Raw genomic sequence first — 22,003 nt, 5'->3', positions numbered from 1 at the left:
CAGCGGAAAATGTTTAGATTCAGCGATGGTGGAAATAGATTTTGTACCAAAACGTGAATCGAGTAGTTCCGACCTTAAATCCGTTACTTGCTTCTTATCCATTTCAAACTCCTTAAAATGATTGGATCGCAATAAAAAAGTAGGATTTATCGATAAAGTAAGCAAGCTCAATGGTCTGGGTTTTAAATAACAAAATCCTAATCTTGTTTAGTTCCTGACAATAATTACATTATATTTTTTAAAGTAAAATCAAAAGGATGAACAATATGTCAATGATAATTTCGGGGTTTTCAGTGTTATTTTAATGTGTTTTTTTACCTGCCGTTATTATTACGTAAAAATTAGCCAATAAAATATCATTATTAGTTAGTGGTTAATTTTTTGAACGTTTTTAAAGATTATCGAATAAAAAAGAGATAATTACCAGAATCCCCGCCAACATTGTTAGTGGGGTAATTTGTTATTTCGGAAGTAATACTCCAGTATAGGTATTCACCGGATGGGTAAGATGTTGTTTAACAGTAGTGTTAACGTTTTCTGCTGTCATTTATTTCAATAATTTTTCCTGCGCAGTCCATGCGGCAGGAGGTCGGTAAACCCCAGCGGGTAATCATGATTTCTCATTGCTAAAGAGAACAGCGTGAAATCCTCGAAGTTCGGATTAAGCGGGTATTTTTCCTGGATTCATGACCAACCAATGGGTCGTCGCAAATCCTGAACGGATTAATGACTCGATTTCAGCTAAGGTCCTGCTGGCTAACCAAATGAGGGAAGGGCAAGATAACGCCAATACAGCGTTCGGGTAACACTTACACGCCAACTTCCGAAACTGATAAGTTTTCCTTTTAATTAAGAGTGTAAACTTTACGTATAACTCTGACAGGAGGAAATATGCGAAAATACATCACTCACAGCGAATGGACGCTTTTTTTTAATGCTATAACGGGTACGCGAAATGAAATCCGTGATAAAGCACTACTGCAAATAGCTTACATTCATGGGCTTCGCGTCAGTGAATTGATAGACCTTAGGCTGGGAGATCTTGATATGACTGAAAAAATTGTTTTTATTAGGCGACTGAAAAATGGATTATCAACTTCACATCCATTACAGCCAGAAACAATAGAATTATTGCAACGCTGGTTCCTGATTAGAAAAAGATACGCTAAGGGTAGTCAGGATGATTATCTTTTTCTGTCAAGCCATGGAAAAAAAATTTCCAGACAATGGATTTATAAACTCTGCGCACGATATAGTCAGCGTGCGGGGCTGAGAATTAAGGTTCATCCGCACATGTTGCGTCATGCCTGTGGTTATGCTCTTGCTAATCAGGGACTGGATACCCGTCTGATTCAGGATTATCTGGGACACAGGAACATTCATCATACTGTACTGTATACAGCCAGTAATCCAGGGCGTTTTCATCGGGTCTGGCAAAATTAAATTTTTACGCAAGGAATGAGGAATTGCATATCCATAATATTTTTATTATCTGTTCGGTGAAATAGCGTATATATAGGCCCTCTTTTTAAAACGCATTTATTAATACACAGCGCCCCCATAGCATCATATATATGAAAATCAAAAATTTCTTTGTATGTCCCAGTAAATTCCTGACTGGCATATAAACCATCAGGAAGAAGCGTCTCTGGTAGGGAAAAACTGTTTATTTCTTTAAAAGAATAAATTAGTTCAGAATCTGTTTCTCTGGAGGGTATCATTTCGCCTGAAATCATAAAATCAGACATTTCATCAACAGGACCATAAATTGATATTATGGACTCAAAAAGGTTACGGTTATAAATAAAATGATCGCCGCTCTGGGTATGGATAAAGTCCATTCCCAGATTCACAGGCATTTTAAGGTTTGGAACAGAAGGATGATTGCCCTCAGCTATCTCAATCCTTCTGAATTTTGTGCACGGTGTGGTTCTGTACAATACGGGCTGGGCATACTGCATATCCCAGGCATCCGCATTGCGATACTGCACTGGTGACACCTTGAACTGTTGCCTGAAAGCACGGGAAAAAGCCTGGGGTGAACTGAAATCATACATTAGTGATATGTCTGTTACCCGGCGACTGGTATGACGCAAAAGTAAAGCGGCAAGTGTTAGTTTTCTGCGACGTATGTACTGCGCCACACTGATCCCCGTTACCTCCTGAAACAGGTTGTACAACCAGCGCTCTGAATAGCCTGAACGTTCTGCAAGAACTTTTACTGACAGTGAACTGTTCAGATTACCTTCGATAATTCCCGCCAGTTGCTGGATTAAATTCATTTGGTATACCTGTGGGACCATGCCAGATGGCTGTCCTCAAGAAAGTTCGGAGTTTTATTCTGCTTTTCTGACTTTAGCACGTTTAGCCATAGCCTGATGGGGTTCTCGTGTCACTCTTGACCGCTCTGTTTCATCTGACCGGAGCCATTAATGTCTTCCCGAAAATTTCTTACTCACCATGAAGTCAGCCTTTTGCTACAGGCGGTGCTGAAGGGGCGCCACCCGGAACGTGATGCCTGCATGATTCTTCTTGCTTTTATCCACGGACTCAGGGTCAGCGAAATGCTTTCGTTACGTCTTGCTGACCTTGAGCTCGAGTCCCGAAAGCTGTGCGTTCGGCGCCTGAAAAACGGCTTCAGTACGGTGCATCCCTTACTGACTGAAGAAGTACAATGTATCAGGAACTGGCTCAAAGCCCGGGGAACTATAAAGTTGTCTGCAGACGAAGAAGCGATGGGTTGGCTGTTTATTTCCAGATCAGGGTGTCCGCTTACCCGTCAACGATTTTATAACTTGCTGGCTGAAGCCGGAAGAAATGCCGGGCTGGCTGTTGCTGTCCATCCACATATGCTAAGACATGGGTGTGGTTACGCGTTGGCAGATAACGGCATCGATACACGCCTGATTCAGGATTACCTGGGACACCGGAATATCCGGCATACGGTGATTTATACAGCGTCAAATTCGGCCCGCTTTGAACGGCTATGGAAGCCGTCAAAAAGGGCGAAAAAGCAACTTTTTGACCCAAACTGTAAACTGCCTGTATTGCGGTTACAAATGTTAAAAAACACATGTTATGCGAACAACAAATAATTAAAGATCATTTGATTTAAATCAATAAAATCCCCATATCAATTCCCTTCTGTAACAATATGGCATTGATGTCTGTCAGTTTTCTGAATTTTCCAAAACTCCATTAACAGTATAAATAGCCAAAAACATCACATAACTAAGAACATAAAACCAGGTAAAAACAAAAAATTAGTTTTTTAATCCAATGTTGTCAAAATGGGTCATTTTGACAACAACAGATCCTCTTCTTGTGCACCTGTATTGCGCGTTACTCAGCACTGATAACCCGACACATGCGGTAACAGATGTCTGTTGTCATTATTGGGGGGAGGGATGTCAGTGCTTCTTAATTCATACTTCTGACGGAGAGATATTCAGGTGGCGGGTATGCCTGAGAGACGCAGACGAATAAAGAGACATTTTTTCTGTCCTGAGTGTGTTCAGGACATGCAGGCTCGGCCACTGTATATCATCGTGACCTTCTGGGGGATGCGAACCGGCAGGTTACTGACAGTTGAGGCGGTCAGCCGGGAGGAACGACTCCGTCTGATGTTTGATATCAGGCTGACGCTATATTCTCCGGATATCGATACGGAACGCTCTGATTACTGGAATACACACGATCTGGTCGTGGCATCATTGCCCACATTGCGCAAAGACAGCCATGGCCGCCATGATCGAATGCTCAATGCCGAAAACTGGGATCTGTTGATCGTGGATGAAGCCCATCATCTCAACAATCAGGAAGATACGGGTGCAACACTGGGCTATCGTTTTATCCAGAATTTAATAGAGCATAATAAATTTGAGTCACGGCTGTTTTTCACCGCCACGCCCCATCGCGGCAAAGACTACGGCTTTTTCGCATTGTTGCACCTGCTGCGGCCCGATCTGTTTGAACCTAATAAAGCGGCTGACGCTCAGCTTCAGGGCGTTAAACAAGTCGTCATCAGAAATAACAAGCAGCAAGTCACTGACATGGAAGGGAATAAGCTGTTTAAACCCGTCCAGGTCCGTTCCAGAACGTATATGTTCTCTGCCGTCGAACAAGCTTTTTATGACAAATTAACCAACTTTATTCTAACCGGCCAGGCTTACGCATCCTCTCTGACGAAAGTCGATCAGCGCGCCGTTCAACTTGTGCTGATCGCGATGCAAAAACTTGCTGCCAGCTCGGTTGCCGCAATTTACGCGGCAATCAGCGGCCGTATTCGTCGACCAGGAGACAGTAAGCTTCGGTTACAGGACATTGGGCAGGCGTTATTGCTTCTTGCTGAAGAGCTTGAAGCTCCCGAACTGGATGACCATTACGTCGAACTGGAAGAAGAGTACGCCAGTGTGTCAGTACAGGTGGCACTCATGGAGAATGAACTGCCAATGCTTGAAGAGCTGCAGCTCCTGGCCTCAGAGGTTCAACAGGAAACAAAAATCCAAACGCTAATAGATGTGCTTGAAAATGAATTCAAGAACCGAACGGTTGTCTTCTTCACGGAATATAAGGCTACCCAGGCACTTATCGCCAATACTTTACATCAACGCTACGGCTTTGGTTCAGTCGGTTTTATCAATGGAGAAGGGCGTCTTGAGGGTATTTTTAATGAATCTGGAGAGCGCTTCAGTTGGACGATGAACCGCTATGATGCTGCGGGGAAATTTAAAGAGGGAAGCATCAGATTTATTATTTGTACCGAAGCCGGTGGGGAAGGGATCGACCTGCAGGATAATTGCTATTCCATGATTCATGTTGACCTTCCATGGAATCCCATGCGCCTGCACCAACGTGTTGGACGACTTAATCGCTATGGCCAACGCCAGCAGGTAGAAGTCTTCGTTTTACGCAACCCGGACACCGTAGAGTCAAGGATCTGGGATTTGTTAAATACAAAAATTGAAAACGTTATGCGCTCTTTAGGCGCTGCCATGGAAGAACCGGAGGACCTGTTGCAGCTCATTCTTGGTATGACGGATAAAGGCTTTTTCAATGCGCTTTTCTCAGAGGGATTTGCTGAGGATCCTGAAAGCTTAAAAAAATGGTTCGACTCCAGAACGGGAACGTTTGGCGGACAGGCTGGCGTGAGTGTGGTTAAAAATCTGATTGGTCATGCAGAAAAGTTTGAATACCAGAATCTCGACGAGGTCCCCAAACTGGATCTTATCAATATGCAGGGCTTCTTTGACAATATGCTTAAGCTGAACGGACATCGTCTTGAGATAAGTGATGAGGGTCTAATGAGCTTTAAAACGCCTAAAATCTGGAGTAATCAGTTTGGCATCAGGCGCCGGTACGATTCTCTCTCATTTGACCGTTCAGTGAAGGATAAAAAAATCGAAATCCTTGGAGTCGGCCATCCCATTTTCGATAAAGCCACAAACCAGGCAGAGCAATTTGATGCCACAGCGGCTATTGCAAAAGGTATAAAGGCTCCGCTATTCGTATATTTGCTGCGAGATCAAGTTACCGGTAATAACGGCAATCAGTCATTTACTATTGTTGGTTTGAGTGCAGGCCCAGAATTCAAACTGCTTATCAATGAAGAACTCATGCTTGAACTTTCCAGACTTTACGAAAAGGTTCCCAGAAATGTCAGAGATGTTTTCTGGGATACAGAATATCTGTTTGACCACACGTCGTGCCTTGCCGAAATGGAAAAGGAGCTTGAGGAAAGGTTACCCATAATGAGCCTGCCATATGAGCATGTCACTTACTCGTTGATAGCGACTTTTTTGCCGTACGAAGACAATGAGACAAACTCTGCTCACTCAGGCTAGACCCGCAACTCACCATCCAGTGATATTCGTATCGAGACCGGCTGACCACACAGCGTTTCGGTAACACTGTAACGATTGCCGCCAACCTCGATATAGCTGTACCAGGATATATGGCGGATGTCGAAGTAGATGGTATCGAAGTCCGTGCTGCAGATGCTCCTGCTCCAGCGCGAAGCGCTGTTCCGGTGTCTGTATGAACTGGTGAATACGACTACTCATATACCATGCCCGAGCGCCAGGATAACCTCATTGCGCCATGCCTGGGAATCATTCAAAAACTCGAACTTTTATGGGATTGTCAAAGCGGTTGGGTTGATCATTCTGGCAAACTTATCGCCTTCCATCAAAAAGGTGTAAAACAACGCGCACTTTTCATCCATCGTTCGGCATTGAACGCCTATCTGTCCATAACAGGTGAAGAGCTTATACATCGCCGTTTTGCTAACAGAGGATATTTTGATTTAGCTGGTCGTAATAGCACGCAAATAGACCTGAAAACTTGGATCCAGTACCGGGCAGACAAGGCGCCGGTAGTTTTACGAGAAGAGGAACTGCCGTTTAACTGCTGACAACGATACTTATTAAGTAATCAACTGGCTTCCCTGGCATCGAATGCCAGAAGAGCCATTTCGCACTACCAATTTAAGTAGACTGAAGGAATACTTGGTACAAGTAAACGCACGCCATATCGGATAGAGGGGACTATGAACGAAACCATCGAAAAACTGATTGCCAGTGGCAAGGAAGGGCCATGGTGGGACTTTAAACAAACCTACCACCAAAACAATGCAGCCCTTGTTCACGATATCCTCTGCATGGCAAACGTCCTGCATGACGGTGACCGGTATCTGATTTTTGGCGTGAATGATGAAGGGGTGATTACCGGCGTGCCGGAAGATGGTAAGCAACTTAACCAGGCAAATTTAATCGATCTGTTAAGAAAAGTCAGTTTTGCAGAGCACCATTGTCCGGATATTCAGCTGCACCACATCACACTCCAGCATAAAGTGCTGGCTATTCTACAAATTCGTAACGTCAGAATTAAACCCTACTATCTGACCCAGGACTATATAAAAGAGGGAAAAACTGTCAGAGCCGGTGTCGTTTACACCCGGCAACAAGATGCCAATACGCCAGTAACTAGCTGTGCCAGCCCAGGAGATGTCATGGCAATGTGGAGAGAGCGCTTTAACCTGGACCTGGCACCCGCTGACCGCATAGTCAGACTACTTCTGGATTACGACAATTGGGAATATGACGGTATCAGCGAGGCCTATTATCGGTTGGACCCGGATTATGCCATTCATATTGGCGACAAAGAAAAAGATATAGGAGGACAACACTGGTGGTCAACGATTAGCATTGAGCAACCTTGTCACTATGAATACATCCTCAAATACCGTGGGCGTGTACTTGAACGAGTGCCAATCGTACATTACAGAAATGAGGGTTTACAGTTTCCCTTTCCAGAGATGGATACGCTGGCTTATCCAAGAAAAAGGGATGGATTCGTAACTGATTATTATGCATACGTTTTTTACTTCGTAAAAAACACATTACCCTACAATCTGTTGAGTCATATCAGAGAATTACACTCACTGCCTGGCCGTAATTCAGGCATAACCATGCCGTTAACCACCCAGACCAAACCGCCGATTATCGAGCTGCCATTCATGGTGTTTGAGAACGCAGGGGAAAAAGAAGAAAAGCTAAAGTTTATTCAAAGTCAGCTTGCTGATTTTTGTCCGGATGGTATGCCTGATACAGCATCGATGAAAACTGACCCAGAACTAAGAATGGAAGTAGAGAGACAATTTTCCTGGTGGGTTTTTAACCATTTGCGTTGAGCCGAAGCCAGTAACCCTGCCTGGGAGTTGTTCATTTTTGACGTTGCAACTAAAGGTCAGCACTACGATAGCGTGTTTTAGTGCGCACTCGCGTATTTTCTCCCTCTTGGGTGAATTTGGCCTGCTTTCGCAGGCCATATACTGCCCCCACGCACGACGATGTGCTTTAAGAGAGTCAACGGCAATACCAATAAAAAGCTCTCGGTTGCACGATGTGGACAGCATCCTGATATGGCTCCCGTGGACTTAGCCCCCGGCCGCGTCCAACATAGCGAAGCCAGCACTCAGGCTCCATGACATTTTTTATACTTTACTCCCGACCCGCAGGGACAAGGTTCATTTCTGCCTACCGCCCCGAACAATCGCGTTACTTCGGATTTAGCCGCCTTGTAAGCAAGTTGCGCGATGTAGTTCGATTGATTTTCAACCTCTAGTCGCTGCTCACCTGTTAACCCTTCAAAAAAAGGGGCTAGCCGACACATCTCCGCTTCTGCCTGCTCATGTTCGCCTGCAAGTGCCAGTATAACGGCGTACTGGCTTCGGACCTGAACCAGTCGCTGTACAAGACCGGCTTCATTGACGACTGGCAGGACGTATTGCTCCATCACCTCTCTGGCACCGACATAGTCCTTTATTGCGACAAACTCATCAGCTAGATCCTGTCCTACCCGGACCAGAGATTCGGGGGCTGCGGTCATGTTGTAAAATTTCATCGCGTGAATGCGCAGAAACGGTGACACCTTTCCCTGCGCGTCACTAATTCTGGCAAGCAACTCTAGGGCATCGGCCAGATGTTTGATGTGCTCGTGAACATTTTCAGGCTGGTTGATGATTGCCCACAGCACATCCGAGTTTTTACCCATGACATCCTGTGGGGTAATACCCAATAACGCGTAGTAGCGATACACTACGCTCAGACACAGTGTTTCTGCTTGTTTGTATCTTTTCAGTCTCCAGAGCGCGATAGCATGGTTATAGTCAAATATACGCGCATGCTCCTCATCCGGAAGGCTGGGGCGGGCATCTTCAGCCAGCGTTTGCACTTCACTAAGGTCTCCCTTTTCGGATAAGAAAAGCATCCGTTTCATGGTGTAGGCTGTGCGTTCCCGGTAACCAAACTCATGTTCTGTAAGCAAAGCTCCCATCGCTTCCAGCCATTGTGCAATTTGCTCAGAAACACCGTCTTTAAGCTCGGAAAAAACGAGCCCATCGAGTGCCCAGAACTTTTGTAAAGGCGCCAGAGAGTCCGAAGCTGTCGCCTGTTTCAGGCTTTCCATAATGTCGACAGTAATGCCCATCTCATAAAACAGCTCTTCACCAGATAGAGCGATGAGCGTCATGACATCGTTAAGCTTGATGTAAATCTGCGTTAGAAGAGAAAATCGCGAAGTGTCGCGTTCTTGCTGAAGGCTCTCAATCAAAAGATCTTTTAACGCCAGTAACGCGTTATTTACGATATCCACGTCCATCATGGTCAGGTGTTGCAGCCCCAGCGCCCTGACAGCATCGTGTACCTTTAACGTCTGGTTTCCATAGTTTTCAATGGTTCCGGTGGCTCGCATTTTTTTTATTAATGTGGCTGCCCCGTTTGAAGGGATATTCAATGAGCGGGCAAGATACCCTGAAACTTCATCACGGCTTAGCCCCACATCGGACAGACTGAACAACGCCAGAGCGTTCTGGACCAGTGGCTCAAACCCCTGATAGACACGGCTGAGAATGACTTCCTGCGCGGTTTCCGTGCTGTTTTCCTGTTGCCGCAGTTCAGCACACAGCGTGTCTATATCCCCTTTGTATTCCTCTGCGGCAACTCTCGCCGCGCTTTCGACATACAGCGGCAACCCTCCGGTGTAGCTTCGTAGCTGCTCATATCCCAGCGCACTGGCGTGCCCACCGAGGTCGGCCACTGCGGCAGCCACTGTGTCGATATCCCATCCCTGTAACGATTCACGCTGAAGTCCAGTCATCGCCTCCAGTTGACGGACATTGTCATGGGGCTGGCACAGCAGCACAAAATGGATACGGGTTGTGGCGTGTAGAACATCCCGCAAGTTCTCCACAGGGATACGATGCGCATTATCCAGAACCAGCAGCAGATTGTCGTTCCGTTGCTGCAAGAAGGTGTCGAACGTTCTCAGCGCTTCAACGCCACTGGCACCAGGGAGCAGTATTCTTCGCAGGCCACCTTGCTCCTGAGTCGCAAACCGGGCTGCCAGCTCACGAACCAGCGTACTGGCAAGTGCAGGACCCGGAAGGTCGCCAGCGTCGTAATACGCACACACCTGGGTACTGTGCTGGGCGGCCTGTGCTGCCCATGCTGTTTTACCTGCACCAGACAAGCCGCAAATGATGCGTATCCGCTCATCCGACACAAAAGAGGGTTCCTCTCTTTGTGGCCGGTAGAGTGTCGGCGGTGCAGGGAAGTCCTGTAACTGAACGATGAGCTGTTCGAACAGGGTAGGAAGATCCCGGGTATAAAACGCATGCCGTCCGTCGGCATCACCTCCGGTGGCGGCGAGCTGGACCAGACCGGCCAGCTTCCAGATCAGGGATTCTGGCGACAATAACGAAAAATTCAGTTGCTCTGCTTGCGCGATGCACCACGCGGCCGCATCAGCCACGGTGTCCCAGGCAGGGGGAAGTGCGGGATAGCGCTCAACGGTTGACTGGGGCCAGATAAAACGGACATCCGCAGGAAGCGTCTTATCCTCAATCATCTTCTGCAGATGTGGACCTGGCGCCTGGTTGGCGACGATAACGAAAGAAGCGCTTCCCTGGCGGCGCCCATCAGTGTGCTCGTTACGCAGCTCCGCAAACCGCGCGAGCGCGCCAGACACATCGCTGAGAATGATGGGTTTCAGGCGGGTTTTAACCTGAACGTAAATGCGCTCCTGCCTGGAGTTGAGTTCAATATCCTCATCCAGCTCAACGGTTACTGTCTCCACGCTGGCTTTCTGTGCCAGCAGCAAGCAGCCAACGGCGTACAAGTGCTGATAAAGGAATCCCCGGTGTACGGCTTCAATACGTACCAACTGGGCAGAGTCCAGAACATCCGGCATAGATTTTTCTTTGCCTCCCCTCATTTTTGTTCCTCAAGTTACTTGTCAGAAGTATCCAAGATTTACCTATCAGCGTGCGCAATGGAACTTAAGTATGGCTACCAAAAGTTTGACCAGAACACCCGGATTGATCGGTGCGCAACAATTTCACCTCATATTCTGAGAGAGGCAGATGTAGTTCGTATGGTGTTACATCAATAAATTGAAGGAAGTCCACCCGCTGTCAGATATGTCAGTAAAACAGGCTATATATCATTGAGTAAGAAATTCGGGAGCGTTACTTTTATACGTGTCGGTGCACTGGCTGCGCATTTGTAGTTATCTTTACGACAGGCGAGTGGACAAAAAGAATAAAAGAGGGAGAGTCCCGTGGTCAGAGTTTGTAAAGTTGAAATCCAGAACTTCCGATCTATTCGTTTGCTGACCTGGCTGCCTTCGCCAGGGCTCAACTGTCTCATTGGCCCTGGGGACAGTGGCAAGACCACAATTCTTGACGCTATAGATTTGTGCCTGGGGGCGCGACGTAATGTCAGTTTCAGCGACACCGATTTTTTTGGTCTCGATGTGACTCAGCCCATCAGCATTACCCTGACTCTGGGGTCATTGCCGGATGCTCTGAGGACAATGGAAACCTACGGCAATTATTTGCAGGCGTTCAACAGCGCGACGGGGCAGATTCAGGAAGAGCCCCAGTTCGGGCTGGAAACGGTTTTGTGTCTGCGGCTTAGCGTTGACAGTGAACTGGAACCTAACTGGACGCTGGTGTCTCAGCGTGCCGAAGCGCTAGGTCAGGAACGCAATCTGGCCTGGAAAGATCGGCTGCTCATCGCACCGGCGAGACTTGGCATCTATGCAAGCTCAAATTTATCCTGGGCACGCGGATCGGTGCTTAATCGGCTCACGGAGGAGCGCCCTAATCTGGGGGCTGAACTGTCAAATGCTGCGCGTCAGGCCCGAACCAGTTTCGGTGGTCAGGCTGCAGTACAACTCGCGGCAACGCTGGACGTAGTTACTCAGAAGGCCGATGCGTTGGGTGTGCCGGTCGGTGGTCGGACACAGGCCTTATTGGATGCTCACGCGGTTTCCATCGGCGATGGTGCAATTGCGCTGCACAACGCCGCTGGTGTGCCGCTGCGTTCTCTTGGTACCGGGTCGTCCCGTCTTCTGGTGGCAGGAATGCAGCGTGCTGCCGCGCAACGGGCCTCCGTGGCGCTGGTCGATGAAGTGGAATACGGACTCGAACCGCATCGGCTTACCCGGTTACTGAACTCACTGGGTGCCAGGGAAACACCGCCGCCACTTCAGGTTTTTCTGACCACACACTCTCCCGTGGCAGTGCGCGAGCTTAATGGCAATCAGCTCTTCGTTGTGCGGGGCCACCCGACAGCTCCCCACCAGGTGCTGCCGGTGGGCATTGCCGATGATATTCAAAGTACGGTTCGGGCCGACCCCGAAGCCTTTCTAGCTCGTAGCGTTATCGTTTGTGAAGGTGCGAGCGAGGTGGGGCTGATTCGCGGGCTGGATCATTACTGGACCGCCCTCAACGGTAATTCCATGCTGAGTGCAGGAACCGCATTCGTGAATGTTGGTGGAGGAGATCCTGACCGATGTTTTGTGCGTGGGCTAGCACTGCGTCGACTTGGTTACCGTGTGCTGGTTCTGGTGGATGCAGATAAGCCGCCCACCCCAGCGACGGTCGAGGCCTTCGAGGCCGTGGGTGGAGAACATATCACCTGGCGAGCCGGTCATGCGCTGGAGGATGAACTGTTTATGAGCCTGCCGGATGCAGGCGTCGACGCGCTGCTTCAGCGGGGTATTGATCTTATGGAGGAGGAACTGGTGGCGGCACATATCCAGACGCAGTCCAACGGTCAGGTTACGCTTGCCCATATCCGGCACCAGCGGCAACTGATTGGGGGGGCTTATTCTCCTGAAATACGACAACTATTGGGACTCACTGCGCGTAACCGACGCAACGGGTGGTTTAAATCGGTGACCCGGTATGAAGATGTGGCGCACGATATCCTTGGTCCTCATCTCCCCGCGTCTGATGCCGGGTTCCAGGAGCTGATTAACCGGCTTTACTGGTGGGCACATGCCGCCTGATTACAACCTGCTGGAATATCATCGGGGGACGATCACAGCCCCGGCCGGGTGCGGTAAAACACAAATCATCGCGGATACCCTAGCTCTGCATACGGGAGCCAGGCCGGTACTTATCCTCACGCACACCAACGCGGGTGTGGCAACACTGCGTCTGCGTATGCAACGTGCCGGTGTTTCTGCTGCGACCTACCGTATAGCCACCATTGATGGATTTGCCATGCGTCTAGTGGCGATGTTTCCGGCGCGCAGTGGGCTCAACGTTGAAGTTCTTCAACTGCGCAATCGCGGGGCTGACTATCCTGCTATACGTCTGGCTGCCTGCCAACTGCTGCAAGGAGGGCATCTTAATGATGTTCTGGCTGCAAGTTACACTCACCTCATTGTGGACGAATACCAGGACTGCAACCTAGTGCAACATGCAATGGTAACCGCGTTATCAATAGTGCTGCCTGCCTGTGTACTCGGTGACCCTATGCAGGCTATTTTTGGCTTTCGGGGTAATCAGCTCGTGAACTGGGACCAACATGTACTCGCTAACTTTCCACTGATTGGTGAGCTGAATCATCCATGGCGCTGGGCTAACTCAGGGGCGCCGGAACTTGGTCGCTGGCTTCTGGACTGCCGGAGGATGTTGCTGAATGGCAATGCCATTGACCTTCGCCAGGTGCCTGCTGAGGTAGTCTGGGTACCGTTACAGGCAGAAACGGCTGCACAGCAGCGTCTTACTGCCGCCCAGACCCGAGCGGTTACCGCTACCGGGCAGGTACTGGTGATTGGAAACAGCTACGACACTCGCGGGCGCCAGCAGATGGCCAGCCAGACCCCGGGGGCGACGACCGTCAAAGCTGTCGATTTGGTTGACCTTACCGACTTTGGTGCAGGGTTTAACCTGGAGGCTGCGGATACGTTGACGCGCCTGGTACAGTTTGCCGCAGGGGTCATGACCCAGGTTGGCCCCGCAGCGTTGCTGCCCCGGCTGGAAACGCTACGAAGAGGGAGAGCCCGCAATCCGCCGACGGTTGCAGAAGCAGCGTTAGTGGCATTTGCAGAGAGACCAGGTTTTACGCTGGCCGCAGAGGCGCTGCGCCTTCTGAGTCGTCAGGACAATGCGCGAGTCTATCGGCCAGAGGTTTTGCGCTGTTGTTTGCGCGCCCTGCAGTCGGCTGCTGCCGGAAGCTGCACTTTTGCAGACACCACGGTAAACGAGCGCGAACGCAATCGCCACGAGAGTCGACCGTGTAATCGGCAGCACATTGTTGCTAAAGGGACTGGAAGGGGAGGTGGCAGTCATCACATCTCCGGAAGAGATGGATGCACGACACCTCTATGTCGCTATGACGCGGGGATCTTCGCGGCTGATTATGTGCTCGTTGACTCCGATATTGACGGCCCACTAGCATAAATTCTTGAATTTGCTATGGCGTTACCGTTCAGAATTACCAGGCCCGTTGATTGCTCGGTTGAACAACTTGGTTATGGAACTGCACAACGAATTCAATGTTCGTAATGCAGTGACGATAAATTGGCTGCGTTGCCTATCACCGGGATGGGGTCAGTCCATTAATGGCTCTTTATTGGCATGCAGGGAAGTAGCAGCACTTCTAAGTTTTTCCAGTAGCGAGTCGCAAAGGTTTCGGCGCTGGGGCTCGGAGCCCGCTGCTGTGATTTGTAATGTGAGAACTCCCTGATGTTTTAAGAAGATGTTCCAACTGCGGCACATGCAGGGTAATATCTGGAACCATAAACGTGTTCACCGGATTTACTGCCATTGTCTCGATATCACTTGCACTCGAATCTACTCTTTCCCTCTTAATTTGAGTGCTATCTTCCGTGGCGTAAATCTAACGCATCCAGAGCTTCGAGGGTCGCAATAACAGACTCAACATGCTCTGCGTCAAAGTCATCGCGATTTTCCTCTTCGTGTGTTCCCTTGTACCAACTATCATTTCGATAACTAAAAAACAGAGAATACTGAACTTCATTAAAGAGTTGCATCCGGGACTGGCTGACATTATATTTATATACGTCTAGCATATAGGAGTGCGCGCTGTTAATCTCATTTTAATGAGATATAGCAGTGCTTGAAGGGAGAGGGCGGAGTTCGGTTTTGCCCTCTCTTTTTCATGACTCCATTTAGCTTCAAATACTTGTTAAAATTCATTGCGTTACTGCAAGGGATTGATTAATAATTCCAATTAATGTATTTATTTTTTCATTTATCTTGATGTGTTTTTTCTCTTGTTCAAGAGAAAGCTTCCTGAATTCATTTTCTCTGCTCGGCACAGCAACTATCAATTCTTCATAAATCTCCTTTGCTCCTGATACTTTCGCCAACTCACTGCTGTATTTTTCAATAAGAGACTTTATTTGGATATTTACATTTCTGTGTTCATGGTTGGTAGCACTTGAAACAAGTTGACAGTAAGACTTTGGGGTTACCTCAATTAATTTCACGCATTCTGTTGCGATATTAAATTCTGATGTGACTGAGTATAAATATTGATACACGCCTGTTTTTCTTACTTTGTTTAATAATCCTTTTCTAACCAGGGATTGAATTTGGTTATAAGCAAAAGCTTTTGCCTTTAAATAATTTTTCGGAAGTGAAAATCGCTCGATAAGAATTTTTGCTACTTCGTTACTGGTGAAGTTATCTTTGCCAATTAAGATGATTGCAGAAAATATGTACGACTCAGGGTTGGTTACTCGACTATTCATATGACAAAACAAGGCTGTTAACTTAGGATTGCTAAGTATACAACAATGACAGATACTTAGACAATCTAAGCATTCGAGGCCAATGAAGATGAATCAGTGTCTGAAAAAAATCCAATACCAGAACGACTTAAGGAAGCGAGATGCAGGGCGGGTTTATCACAGCGCTCTCTGGGTCTCCTTGTTGGCTTTGATCCCGCATCGGCTAGCAGTCGTATGAATCATTATGAGAAAGGACGCCATGTCCCCGATATTGATACGCTTCGACGAATGGCGGCAGAGTTAAACGTACCGTTGAACTATTTTTTTTGTGATGATCAGACAACAGCAGAACTTGCATTACTCATCTCCCGAATGACAGAGGAAGAGCGAAGTAACCTTATCGAAGCACTAAAAACGTCTTCAGGTGTAAAATATGCTGACAAAAAATGATGTTATACAAAAGGCTATTGATCTTTTTGAAGGTAACGAAAGTGCAGCATTAAACTGGTGCAATGAACCAAACAGAGCATTACAGTGGAAAATGCCCTCTGAAATAATGGACTTAGAAGAGGGGGTATTGAAAGTTGCCATGCTAATTTTTCGAATAGAGCAAGGCGTTTATTCATGACTTTGTTGTACAAATATAGCGCTATACCTATCATTGATTTTTTTTCCTTTCGTGTAGCTCCATGATCAAGTGCGGAGCAAGAAGGCTTTCTACCGGTATAACCGTATTGATTTTTACCGCTTTGACAATTTCAATTAATGACAAGGTATTCTGTGCTAGCTGTTCGCGCAGCTCTTTGTTCTCTTCCTGAAGCTGCTGATTACGACCAAGCAAAGCCTGACGGGTCTTACGATTCACATACTGCTGCTTTTCTTTGGGGCGAAGATTTAGGGGAGATAGCTGTTGATCGACATAGGCTGCAATAAGACGTTTTCGTTCAATGCTACTTAATGTACTTAAGCCGCCATTGATGATGCCTTTTGACTTAAGTCTGGCGTGTAAGCTTTTAGCTGAAATTGGCGATTTATCAAACCCTTCAATCAACATCAGCTGGAGCTCATGCTCAATCTGAGTATCCAATTCTTTACCCCGCATCAGTCTTCTCCTTGTTTGATTTTTTGATACTCGAGGGCAAATAGTTGAGCCAGAGTACGAATTTCACCTTCTACTTTTATCTCTCCGGACAGGACCACCTGAGAGGGGATTGCTTCCAGCGAGTTTGAGCGGCTGCGTAATTGCTTAGTTAAGGCATCTAGTTGTGCTAGATTTTCTTCGATATTGCCCTGCATTAGCTGGTTATCCGGAAAGGTCGCGGTATACTGTTCAAAAGCAAACGTAGCCTCGTTTAATGCACGACCTTTGGCTTCAATTGTGGAGTATTCATCAATACGACCTGTTAACGTGAAATGCTCACAGGGCTTCAATGCCTGACACTTCATTCGATAAGGGCATCCCCACAAGTTTACGTCTCTCATGCAGGAGCCCAATTTCAATGGATGCAGCACCGCGTGCCTATGCACCATTTCAGTCGCTTGCGATGGCCCTTCATTTTTACTGATATCTTCGAACGCAGCGGCTATGTCTTCGAATAATCCATCGTCTAACGACGCCTCAATGAATCCTGCAACATCGTCACGATTATCGAAGGTATGTAGGTTCGCCTTTATGTTGGTTTCCAGATTCTTCGTACTGCTAAATATCATCATACCACTTTGTTTTACCGCATCGAGCGGTGTATCAGCGTCAATAGTAATTGGTGTTGTCTGCTCCTGTATGATCGGAACTAACGGAATAAGAGAAGCAGCCTTTCGGCGCTCCTTAAGAGCCAGATGCTGGTAATGTTTATTTTGAGTAATATCAACACGCCCCATCAACATGGCTTGTAAGTGGTCTGAAATTTCAGCAATAGCGAGAAAAGTGTTTATATTGTGACGAGGAATATGAGTGCGAAGCTGGGTAGGACGACCGTCATCTTCGAGTAGCCTGTATTTACTGAAGACTGAAGACTGAAGCATAGCCGTCAACGTTACCGAGAAACTTGTTTACGCCAGCATTACTCAGTGGTAAAGGTGTTGCTTTTAGCCCCAATGCTCTCTTTAACGTCATAGACCCTTTGGGGTAAAGGAACAATAAATCCTCATACATAATCTCAAATCTTTTGCCGTTTTCTACCCATGAGTGAGTACAGGGGGTATTTGCGCTGCTATCACCAAATTCATTTTTAAGGTAAAGACTAAGGTCTGATTTTGAATAATATTTCCTTTTTTCATTACCTGGAAAAAGAATGACTTCAGTCGGAATACAGCCTCGTTTCGCTAACGCTTTTGATGCTTTATCACGTAATCCCGCACGCCCCCGAAGCTCTGATGAGGATTGAGCTATGTGTTCTACAATATCATCAAGTTCAACTACAATATCACTGACCGCCTCCGGTAAATAATCAACAAATCCTTTTGAACGTAAGTATTTGAGATGCTTTCGTAACTCAAATGTTAGCGACTTAACCGATTTGAATATGTTTTCAACTAAAGGAACAGCTAAGGGCTCCACCCAATGTGTTCGCTCGCCAGCTCCCTTAACACCAATGTAGCGAATGCCAAGAAAATAATCCGGCAACCCTTTATCACGTAGACGTCTGCTGATGTCAGAGTTATCTATCTTTCGTTTGACCAACGCATCCTGTCTGAGATTGAATGCTTCAACTGAACGAAAACCCGTGATGATGAGTAGCAGAAGGCAATTAAGCGCTATCTTTTCAGTGCCGTTTTCTACACGCTGGATAAGTGACACGATATTGAGGAATCCTCGAATTGTAATAAGTGTATCGTCACCATCAGTGGCTGTATCATCCAGCCTGTCCTTGTGTTTGAGGGCTATTGTTTCCAGGGCTTTCCGGGTCAAATTGGTCCGGTTAGTGTAATTTTCGTCGGACACATATTGTAGTGTTACCAATGTGAAAGCGTGATGATTTACTAATTTTTGAATCTTAACGCAACGCCCCTTGTAGTTGGCTATGTTAGGATCACCTGGTCTGGATGCTGCACTCATAATATCCATCGCACTACGTATAACATCTGTAGTCAGATAGATGGGATGAGTTTGCCCGGTTAATTTAATCAGCGCGCAGTACCAGCGTTTCAAAATAACCAGAGTTGCAATAGCAACTGCAGGGGAAATGCTGCGATTTCTGCCTCGATAGACGAGTACCAGCATGGCTTTCATAAATAACTGATAAGTATCGGATACAGTATGGTGTTCGTCGATTCCTTTTAGCCGGTTAATCTCATCAAATCGCAGTACATTAACACCATTGCCACGTAACCAGCCGGAACCTTTTTTCCCACATATCCAGACAAGACTATCCCATGATTCTGCAAAATCTGCTGCCAGATTTTCTTCGAACCAAACTTTCTGTTCTACGATAAAAGTGTCAAAGTTCTCTATATTTTTTTTCATTTCCCACAACCTTTGACGTTATGCAAATGACAACGGGCAATCACTGACTTGATTTCTATTTGCGTCGTCTCGTGGATAGAAATTAGTGGATTGTGAGCATTACCGACACTATCTGACACCGCTATCAGCTCATCGACTTCTTTAGAGATGCTATCTAATACATCCTGGTGATGACCATCAAGGAAAGGGCGGTAATATAAGCAACCATAGCAGCAACGGACTTCACTGAAAGGGCATTCGTCATCGGTTCTCGCACAACCACCAATCCCTAGTGCTTTCGCGCGGATCAATGCCAAGGCAGGTGTCGCCAAGATGTAGTGCTTTGCTACAACCAGAGATGAATGACCAAGAATGTGAGCAATCTCCTCAGCACTTGCTCCTTGCATAGCCAGTGAGTGACCAACGTTGTGGCGTAAATCAGTTGGTGTGATTGATGGGAGAGCGGCTTCTCCGCGAGCAACGGCAGTTTGATAATCAGGGGGGCTGAAGTTTAAAATGGTTTGTCTAATAGACTGAGAGACAAAAGCAGGGGCGGACACCCCCATGTCGAACATTTTGTCATTAGATAATAACTGAGCTCTGTCTACATAATGCTTGATTAACGCACCAATTTCCGGCGGAATAGCCAGCAGTAAACGCTCGGTCGTAAGGCGTCTCTGTTTGACGTAGGGTAGTAGAATACTATATCGAATTAGCCCAGTATTAGTATTACATGTATCAATACGCAAATCTCGAACAGCTAGCTTTGCCAACTGTACAGGACGAGCCCCAGTAACATAACTTAACCCGAGTATTGCGGCATGTTTTAACTCTCTAATATCATAAGACTTACCCCTGGCCAATGCTGTTGCCATTTCAAATAAACCTTTGCTTATCATGTTTTTTGCAAAAAGCTCGAGGAGATTGTCAATGTCCTGATAAATCTCCCAGTTATATGCATTTGGTCTAGGTATAAACTCAAGATCCTCATAGTCTTCCAAAGTAAATCCAGGGAACTCTTCAGAACAAAGAATCTTCAAGCCAAATAATATAGAATAGAAGGCCCTGGCATCGAGGTCATTACTTTCTATATACTGTCGCAATATAAGTAATGTAAAACCGCCATTTCCTCTGCAGTAACTGAATGCTTGTGTCCAATGATGTGACAGTATTGGTAAGGCTGTTGGGAACATCGTTGAAGCATATTTGAAACAAAAATACTTCAAGAGCGTATTTGTTAACTCATCAAGCTTAAAATAAACATACCGCTTACTTCCTGAGTAATAAAAAAGCCATTCATCTCCCTCATTATGAATGTGCTTATCATCAAAATCGCTGCAGGATTTCAAAAAAATAATTCCGGGAATAACTAAAGATTTTAATTTTGAAGAGAGATTCTGATCATACATTCCAGAACCTTGCAAGAGAAGTGTGTTAGGCTTAATCTCCATTTAACAACTCCTTTATTAAGCAATCGAAATCAGAGTCATGTTGCAATAATCGCTGGATGTTTGCTGCATTAGCTTGCTCAGATAAAAATCTTTTGGCGTAAAGATCAGGCATTTGGCTTTTTATGCTCCAACCGCCAAGCAAACGGAGAGCCTCTTTTGCCTCATCCATCCACCCCATTGAGAGTGAGTTTTTGGCGAGATTATTACCAGAGCCATTGAATCTTTTATTTTTCAAATGATATAGTTTCTTTATAGTTAAGTAAGCCCATGTATGTCGTGTAATATGAGGTGTAAATTTCATTAGAGCATCAAAGCGTTCTGCTGATTTGCATTCAGGATAGTTAAGTGAAAAAACCTTATCTACCTCAGAGAAAATCAAATGTACTGCATTATAGGATAAAGGGCTTTCAGGGTTTTGGCTCGATGCAAATATGAAGTTATGAGTCGTTGATTTTTTTCGTATTTTTTGCATATAAATCATGAGAAATTCATAATCTACTTTGTCTAGTTCCAAAACTCGATGTGAGTACTCATTTTTTAATGATGGGGCATGTATTCTTGGATCTGTCATATTACGAGGCATACTAATGATTAAGCTAAATTTATCTCCTTTGATACTAGCTTTTACCGACACGCATTCTAGCAATAACAGCTCACCAACACGCAGTCCATAGTTGAGCATTAACCGCATAATTAAATAATTGCGAAACTGAATGAATCCAGAAGGGAAGGGGTTTAGAAAATTATTTTTATGTTTTGAACTTGGTACGACTATGCGATATACATTTTCAACCATATCACCAGTCATACTCTGAAATCCTTGAGTGACTCGAGAATAATACCGCTGATTGCTTCTTTCCAGAGTTTTAAACTCATCTTTGCATATCAGCAAGCGAGTATTGAGACGGGATGCATAACGAGACAATTCTTTGGGCGTTTCATTTCGATAGTACGGAGATACATAGGTAGCGATTAGGTAGCCTATGAATCTAATCACGGCACGTACTCTAGAGGCATTTGTCATGCAGCTAGAATGTTTAAATGGCAGTGCTCGTGGTGCGAAGCTGACTAGGCGACCATTTTCTAAATATTGAAAAAAGTCAGTCATCTCATGAATAGCGATTGCAGGGTCATGTCCGGAGAAGTAAAAGCTATAGCAGAATGTAGTTCTGTGCTTGATGAACCAAAAATCATAAAAAAACTTAATTGCTTGGAGGGAGGCTGATTGAGTCGAGGGTGAGCGATACTCCAGATGGTCAACTACATACCTTAACGGATAAAGTGCGGGTAAACAGATGGTTACATCCATCAGAATCCAGCGCCGTCGGCCCTTTGAACTTACAATCTGGGAAAGTGAGTACATAGAAACACCCAACATTCAGAATGAGGTGAAGTAAATGTACGATAGACCTAACGCAATAAAAGGGAGGTATGTCAAAATTCCCAACATGTTGATTTTTGTAGCTGAGCCAGTGAATCATGAAGTAATAGACCTATGGAGGTTATTTAACATAATATACATTATGCGCACCAACATTGTAGTAGCTAAATTGAGATG

The 22,003-nt window shown here is 46.1% G+C and carries 15 protein-coding genes and 3 pseudogenes; 9 read left to right on the top strand and 9 right to left on the bottom strand.

The window, feature by feature from the left end; translation table 11 throughout:
* The coding region (locus tag FEK47_RS25590) for a hypothetical protein (protein ID WP_240730995.1) at nt 1–102 on the bottom strand (102 nt) is incomplete at its 3' end.
* A gap of 789 nt (nt 103–891) precedes the next feature.
* On the opposite strand from FEK47_RS25590, the gene FEK47_RS24585 reads away from it, so the two are divergent.
* Entirely contained in the window at nt 892–1,443 is a 552-nt protein-coding gene (locus FEK47_RS24585; RefSeq protein ID WP_138183442.1) for a tyrosine-type recombinase/integrase, read from the top strand.
* Here FEK47_RS24585 and FEK47_RS24580 read toward each other — a convergent pair.
* Nucleotides 1,440–2,282 (bottom strand): helix-turn-helix transcriptional regulator, encoded by an 843-nt coding sequence (locus tag FEK47_RS24580; protein ID WP_138183441.1) that lies wholly within the window; start codon nt 2,280–2,282, stop codon nt 1,440–1,442. The genes FEK47_RS24585 and FEK47_RS24580 overlap by 4 nt on opposite strands.
* A gap of 150 nt (nt 2,283–2,432) precedes the next feature.
* On the opposite strand from FEK47_RS24580, the gene FEK47_RS24575 reads away from it, so the two are divergent.
* Both FEK47_RS24575 and FEK47_RS25585 read left to right on the top strand, forming a co-directional pair.
* Nucleotides 2,433–3,095: a tyrosine-type DNA invertase gene (locus FEK47_RS24575; protein ID WP_138183440.1), complete on the top strand. Its 663-nt coding sequence runs from the start codon at nt 2,433–2,435 to the stop codon at nt 3,093–3,095.
* Nucleotides 3,096–3,461: 366 nt separating this feature from the next.
* Nucleotides 3,462–4,868 (top strand): annotated as a pseudogene (locus tag FEK47_RS25585) (DEAD/DEAH box helicase); the annotation flags it as partial.
* 931 nt (nt 4,869–5,799) lie between these two features.
* On the opposite strand, the pseudogene FEK47_RS24565 reads toward FEK47_RS25585, so the two are convergent.
* A pseudogene (locus FEK47_RS24565) lies at nt 5,800–6,050 on the bottom strand (IS21 family transposase); the annotation flags it as partial.
* Nucleotides 6,051–6,067: 17 nt separating this feature from the next.
* Between FEK47_RS24565 and FEK47_RS24560 the strand changes: the two are divergent.
* Both FEK47_RS24560 and FEK47_RS24555 read left to right on the top strand, forming a co-directional pair.
* Nucleotides 6,068–6,412, top strand: a complete 345-nt coding sequence (locus FEK47_RS24560; RefSeq protein ID WP_240730993.1) for a hypothetical protein — start codon at nt 6,068–6,070, stop codon at nt 6,410–6,412.
* 135 nt (nt 6,413–6,547) lie between these two features.
* Entirely contained in the window at nt 6,548–7,690 is a 1,143-nt protein-coding gene (locus tag FEK47_RS24555; RefSeq protein WP_138183438.1) for an ATP-binding protein, read from the top strand.
* A 284-nt stretch (nt 7,691–7,974) separates the two neighbouring features.
* Here FEK47_RS24555 and FEK47_RS24550 read toward each other — a convergent pair whose 3' ends face one another.
* The gene (locus FEK47_RS24550) at nt 7,975–10,773 is read right to left on the bottom strand and encodes an SEC-C metal-binding domain-containing protein (RefSeq protein WP_138183437.1); all 2,799 of its coding nucleotides are present in this window, start codon (nt 10,771–10,773) and stop codon (nt 7,975–7,977) included.
* A 345-nt stretch (nt 10,774–11,118) separates the two neighbouring features.
* On the opposite strand from FEK47_RS24550, the gene FEK47_RS24545 reads away from it, so the two are divergent.
* A complete protein-coding gene (locus tag FEK47_RS24545; protein WP_138183436.1) occupies nt 11,119–12,855 on the top strand; it encodes an ATP-binding protein in 1,737 nt (578 codons plus the stop codon).
* Entirely contained in the window at nt 12,845–14,257 is a 1,413-nt protein-coding gene (locus tag FEK47_RS24540) for a UvrD-helicase domain-containing protein (protein WP_240730992.1), read from the top strand. The genes FEK47_RS24545 and FEK47_RS24540 overlap by 11 nt, the downstream gene beginning before the upstream one ends.
* A gap of 755 nt (nt 14,258–15,012) precedes the next feature.
* Here FEK47_RS24540 and FEK47_RS24535 read toward each other — a convergent pair.
* Nucleotides 15,013–15,573, bottom strand: a complete 561-nt coding sequence (locus tag FEK47_RS24535; RefSeq protein WP_138183435.1) for a hypothetical protein — start codon at nt 15,571–15,573, stop codon at nt 15,013–15,015.
* Between the two features lie 96 nt (nt 15,574–15,669).
* Here FEK47_RS24535 and FEK47_RS24530 point away from each other — a divergent pair, with 96 nt between their 5' ends.
* Nucleotides 15,670–16,002: a helix-turn-helix transcriptional regulator gene (locus FEK47_RS24530; RefSeq protein WP_001300511.1), complete on the top strand. Its 333-nt coding sequence runs from the start codon at nt 15,670–15,672 to the stop codon at nt 16,000–16,002.
* Complete coding sequence (locus FEK47_RS24525) at nt 15,986–16,180, top strand: MbcA/ParS/Xre antitoxin family protein (protein ID WP_038989306.1); 195 nt, start codon at nt 15,986–15,988, stop codon at nt 16,178–16,180. Before FEK47_RS24530 ends, FEK47_RS24525 begins: the two co-directional genes overlap by 17 nt.
* Before the next feature lie 30 nt (nt 16,181–16,210).
* On the opposite strand, the gene FEK47_RS24520 is transcribed toward FEK47_RS24525, so the two are convergent.
* The 4 genes and pseudogenes from FEK47_RS24520 to FEK47_RS24505 all read right to left on the bottom strand — a co-directional run bounded on the left by FEK47_RS24520 (nt 16,211) and on the right by FEK47_RS24505 (nt 21,754).
* A complete protein-coding gene (locus FEK47_RS24520) occupies nt 16,211–16,654 on the bottom strand; it encodes a hypothetical protein (RefSeq protein WP_001214167.1) in 444 nt (147 codons plus the stop codon).
* Nucleotides 16,654–19,015 (bottom strand): annotated as a pseudogene (locus FEK47_RS24515) (hypothetical protein). The gene FEK47_RS24520 and the pseudogene FEK47_RS24515 overlap by 1 nt, the downstream one beginning before the upstream one ends.
* The gene (locus FEK47_RS24510; RefSeq protein WP_240730994.1) at nt 19,012–20,403 is read right to left on the bottom strand and encodes a site-specific integrase; all 1,392 of its coding nucleotides are present in this window, start codon (nt 20,401–20,403) and stop codon (nt 19,012–19,014) included. Before FEK47_RS24510 ends, FEK47_RS24515 begins: the two are co-directional and overlap by 4 nt.
* A gap of 31 nt (nt 20,404–20,434) precedes the next feature.
* Entirely contained in the window at nt 20,435–21,754 is a 1,320-nt protein-coding gene (locus tag FEK47_RS24505) for a site-specific integrase (RefSeq protein ID WP_089640485.1), read from the bottom strand.
* Nucleotides 21,755–22,003: the final 249 nt, after the last annotated feature.

Source organism: Escherichia sp. E3659 (assembly GCF_005781135.1).
Lineage (GTDB): Bacteria > Pseudomonadota > Gammaproteobacteria > Enterobacterales > Enterobacteriaceae > Escherichia.
The sequence above is the reverse complement of the archived record's forward strand: the minus strand, read 5'-3'. Positions and strand labels throughout refer to the sequence as shown.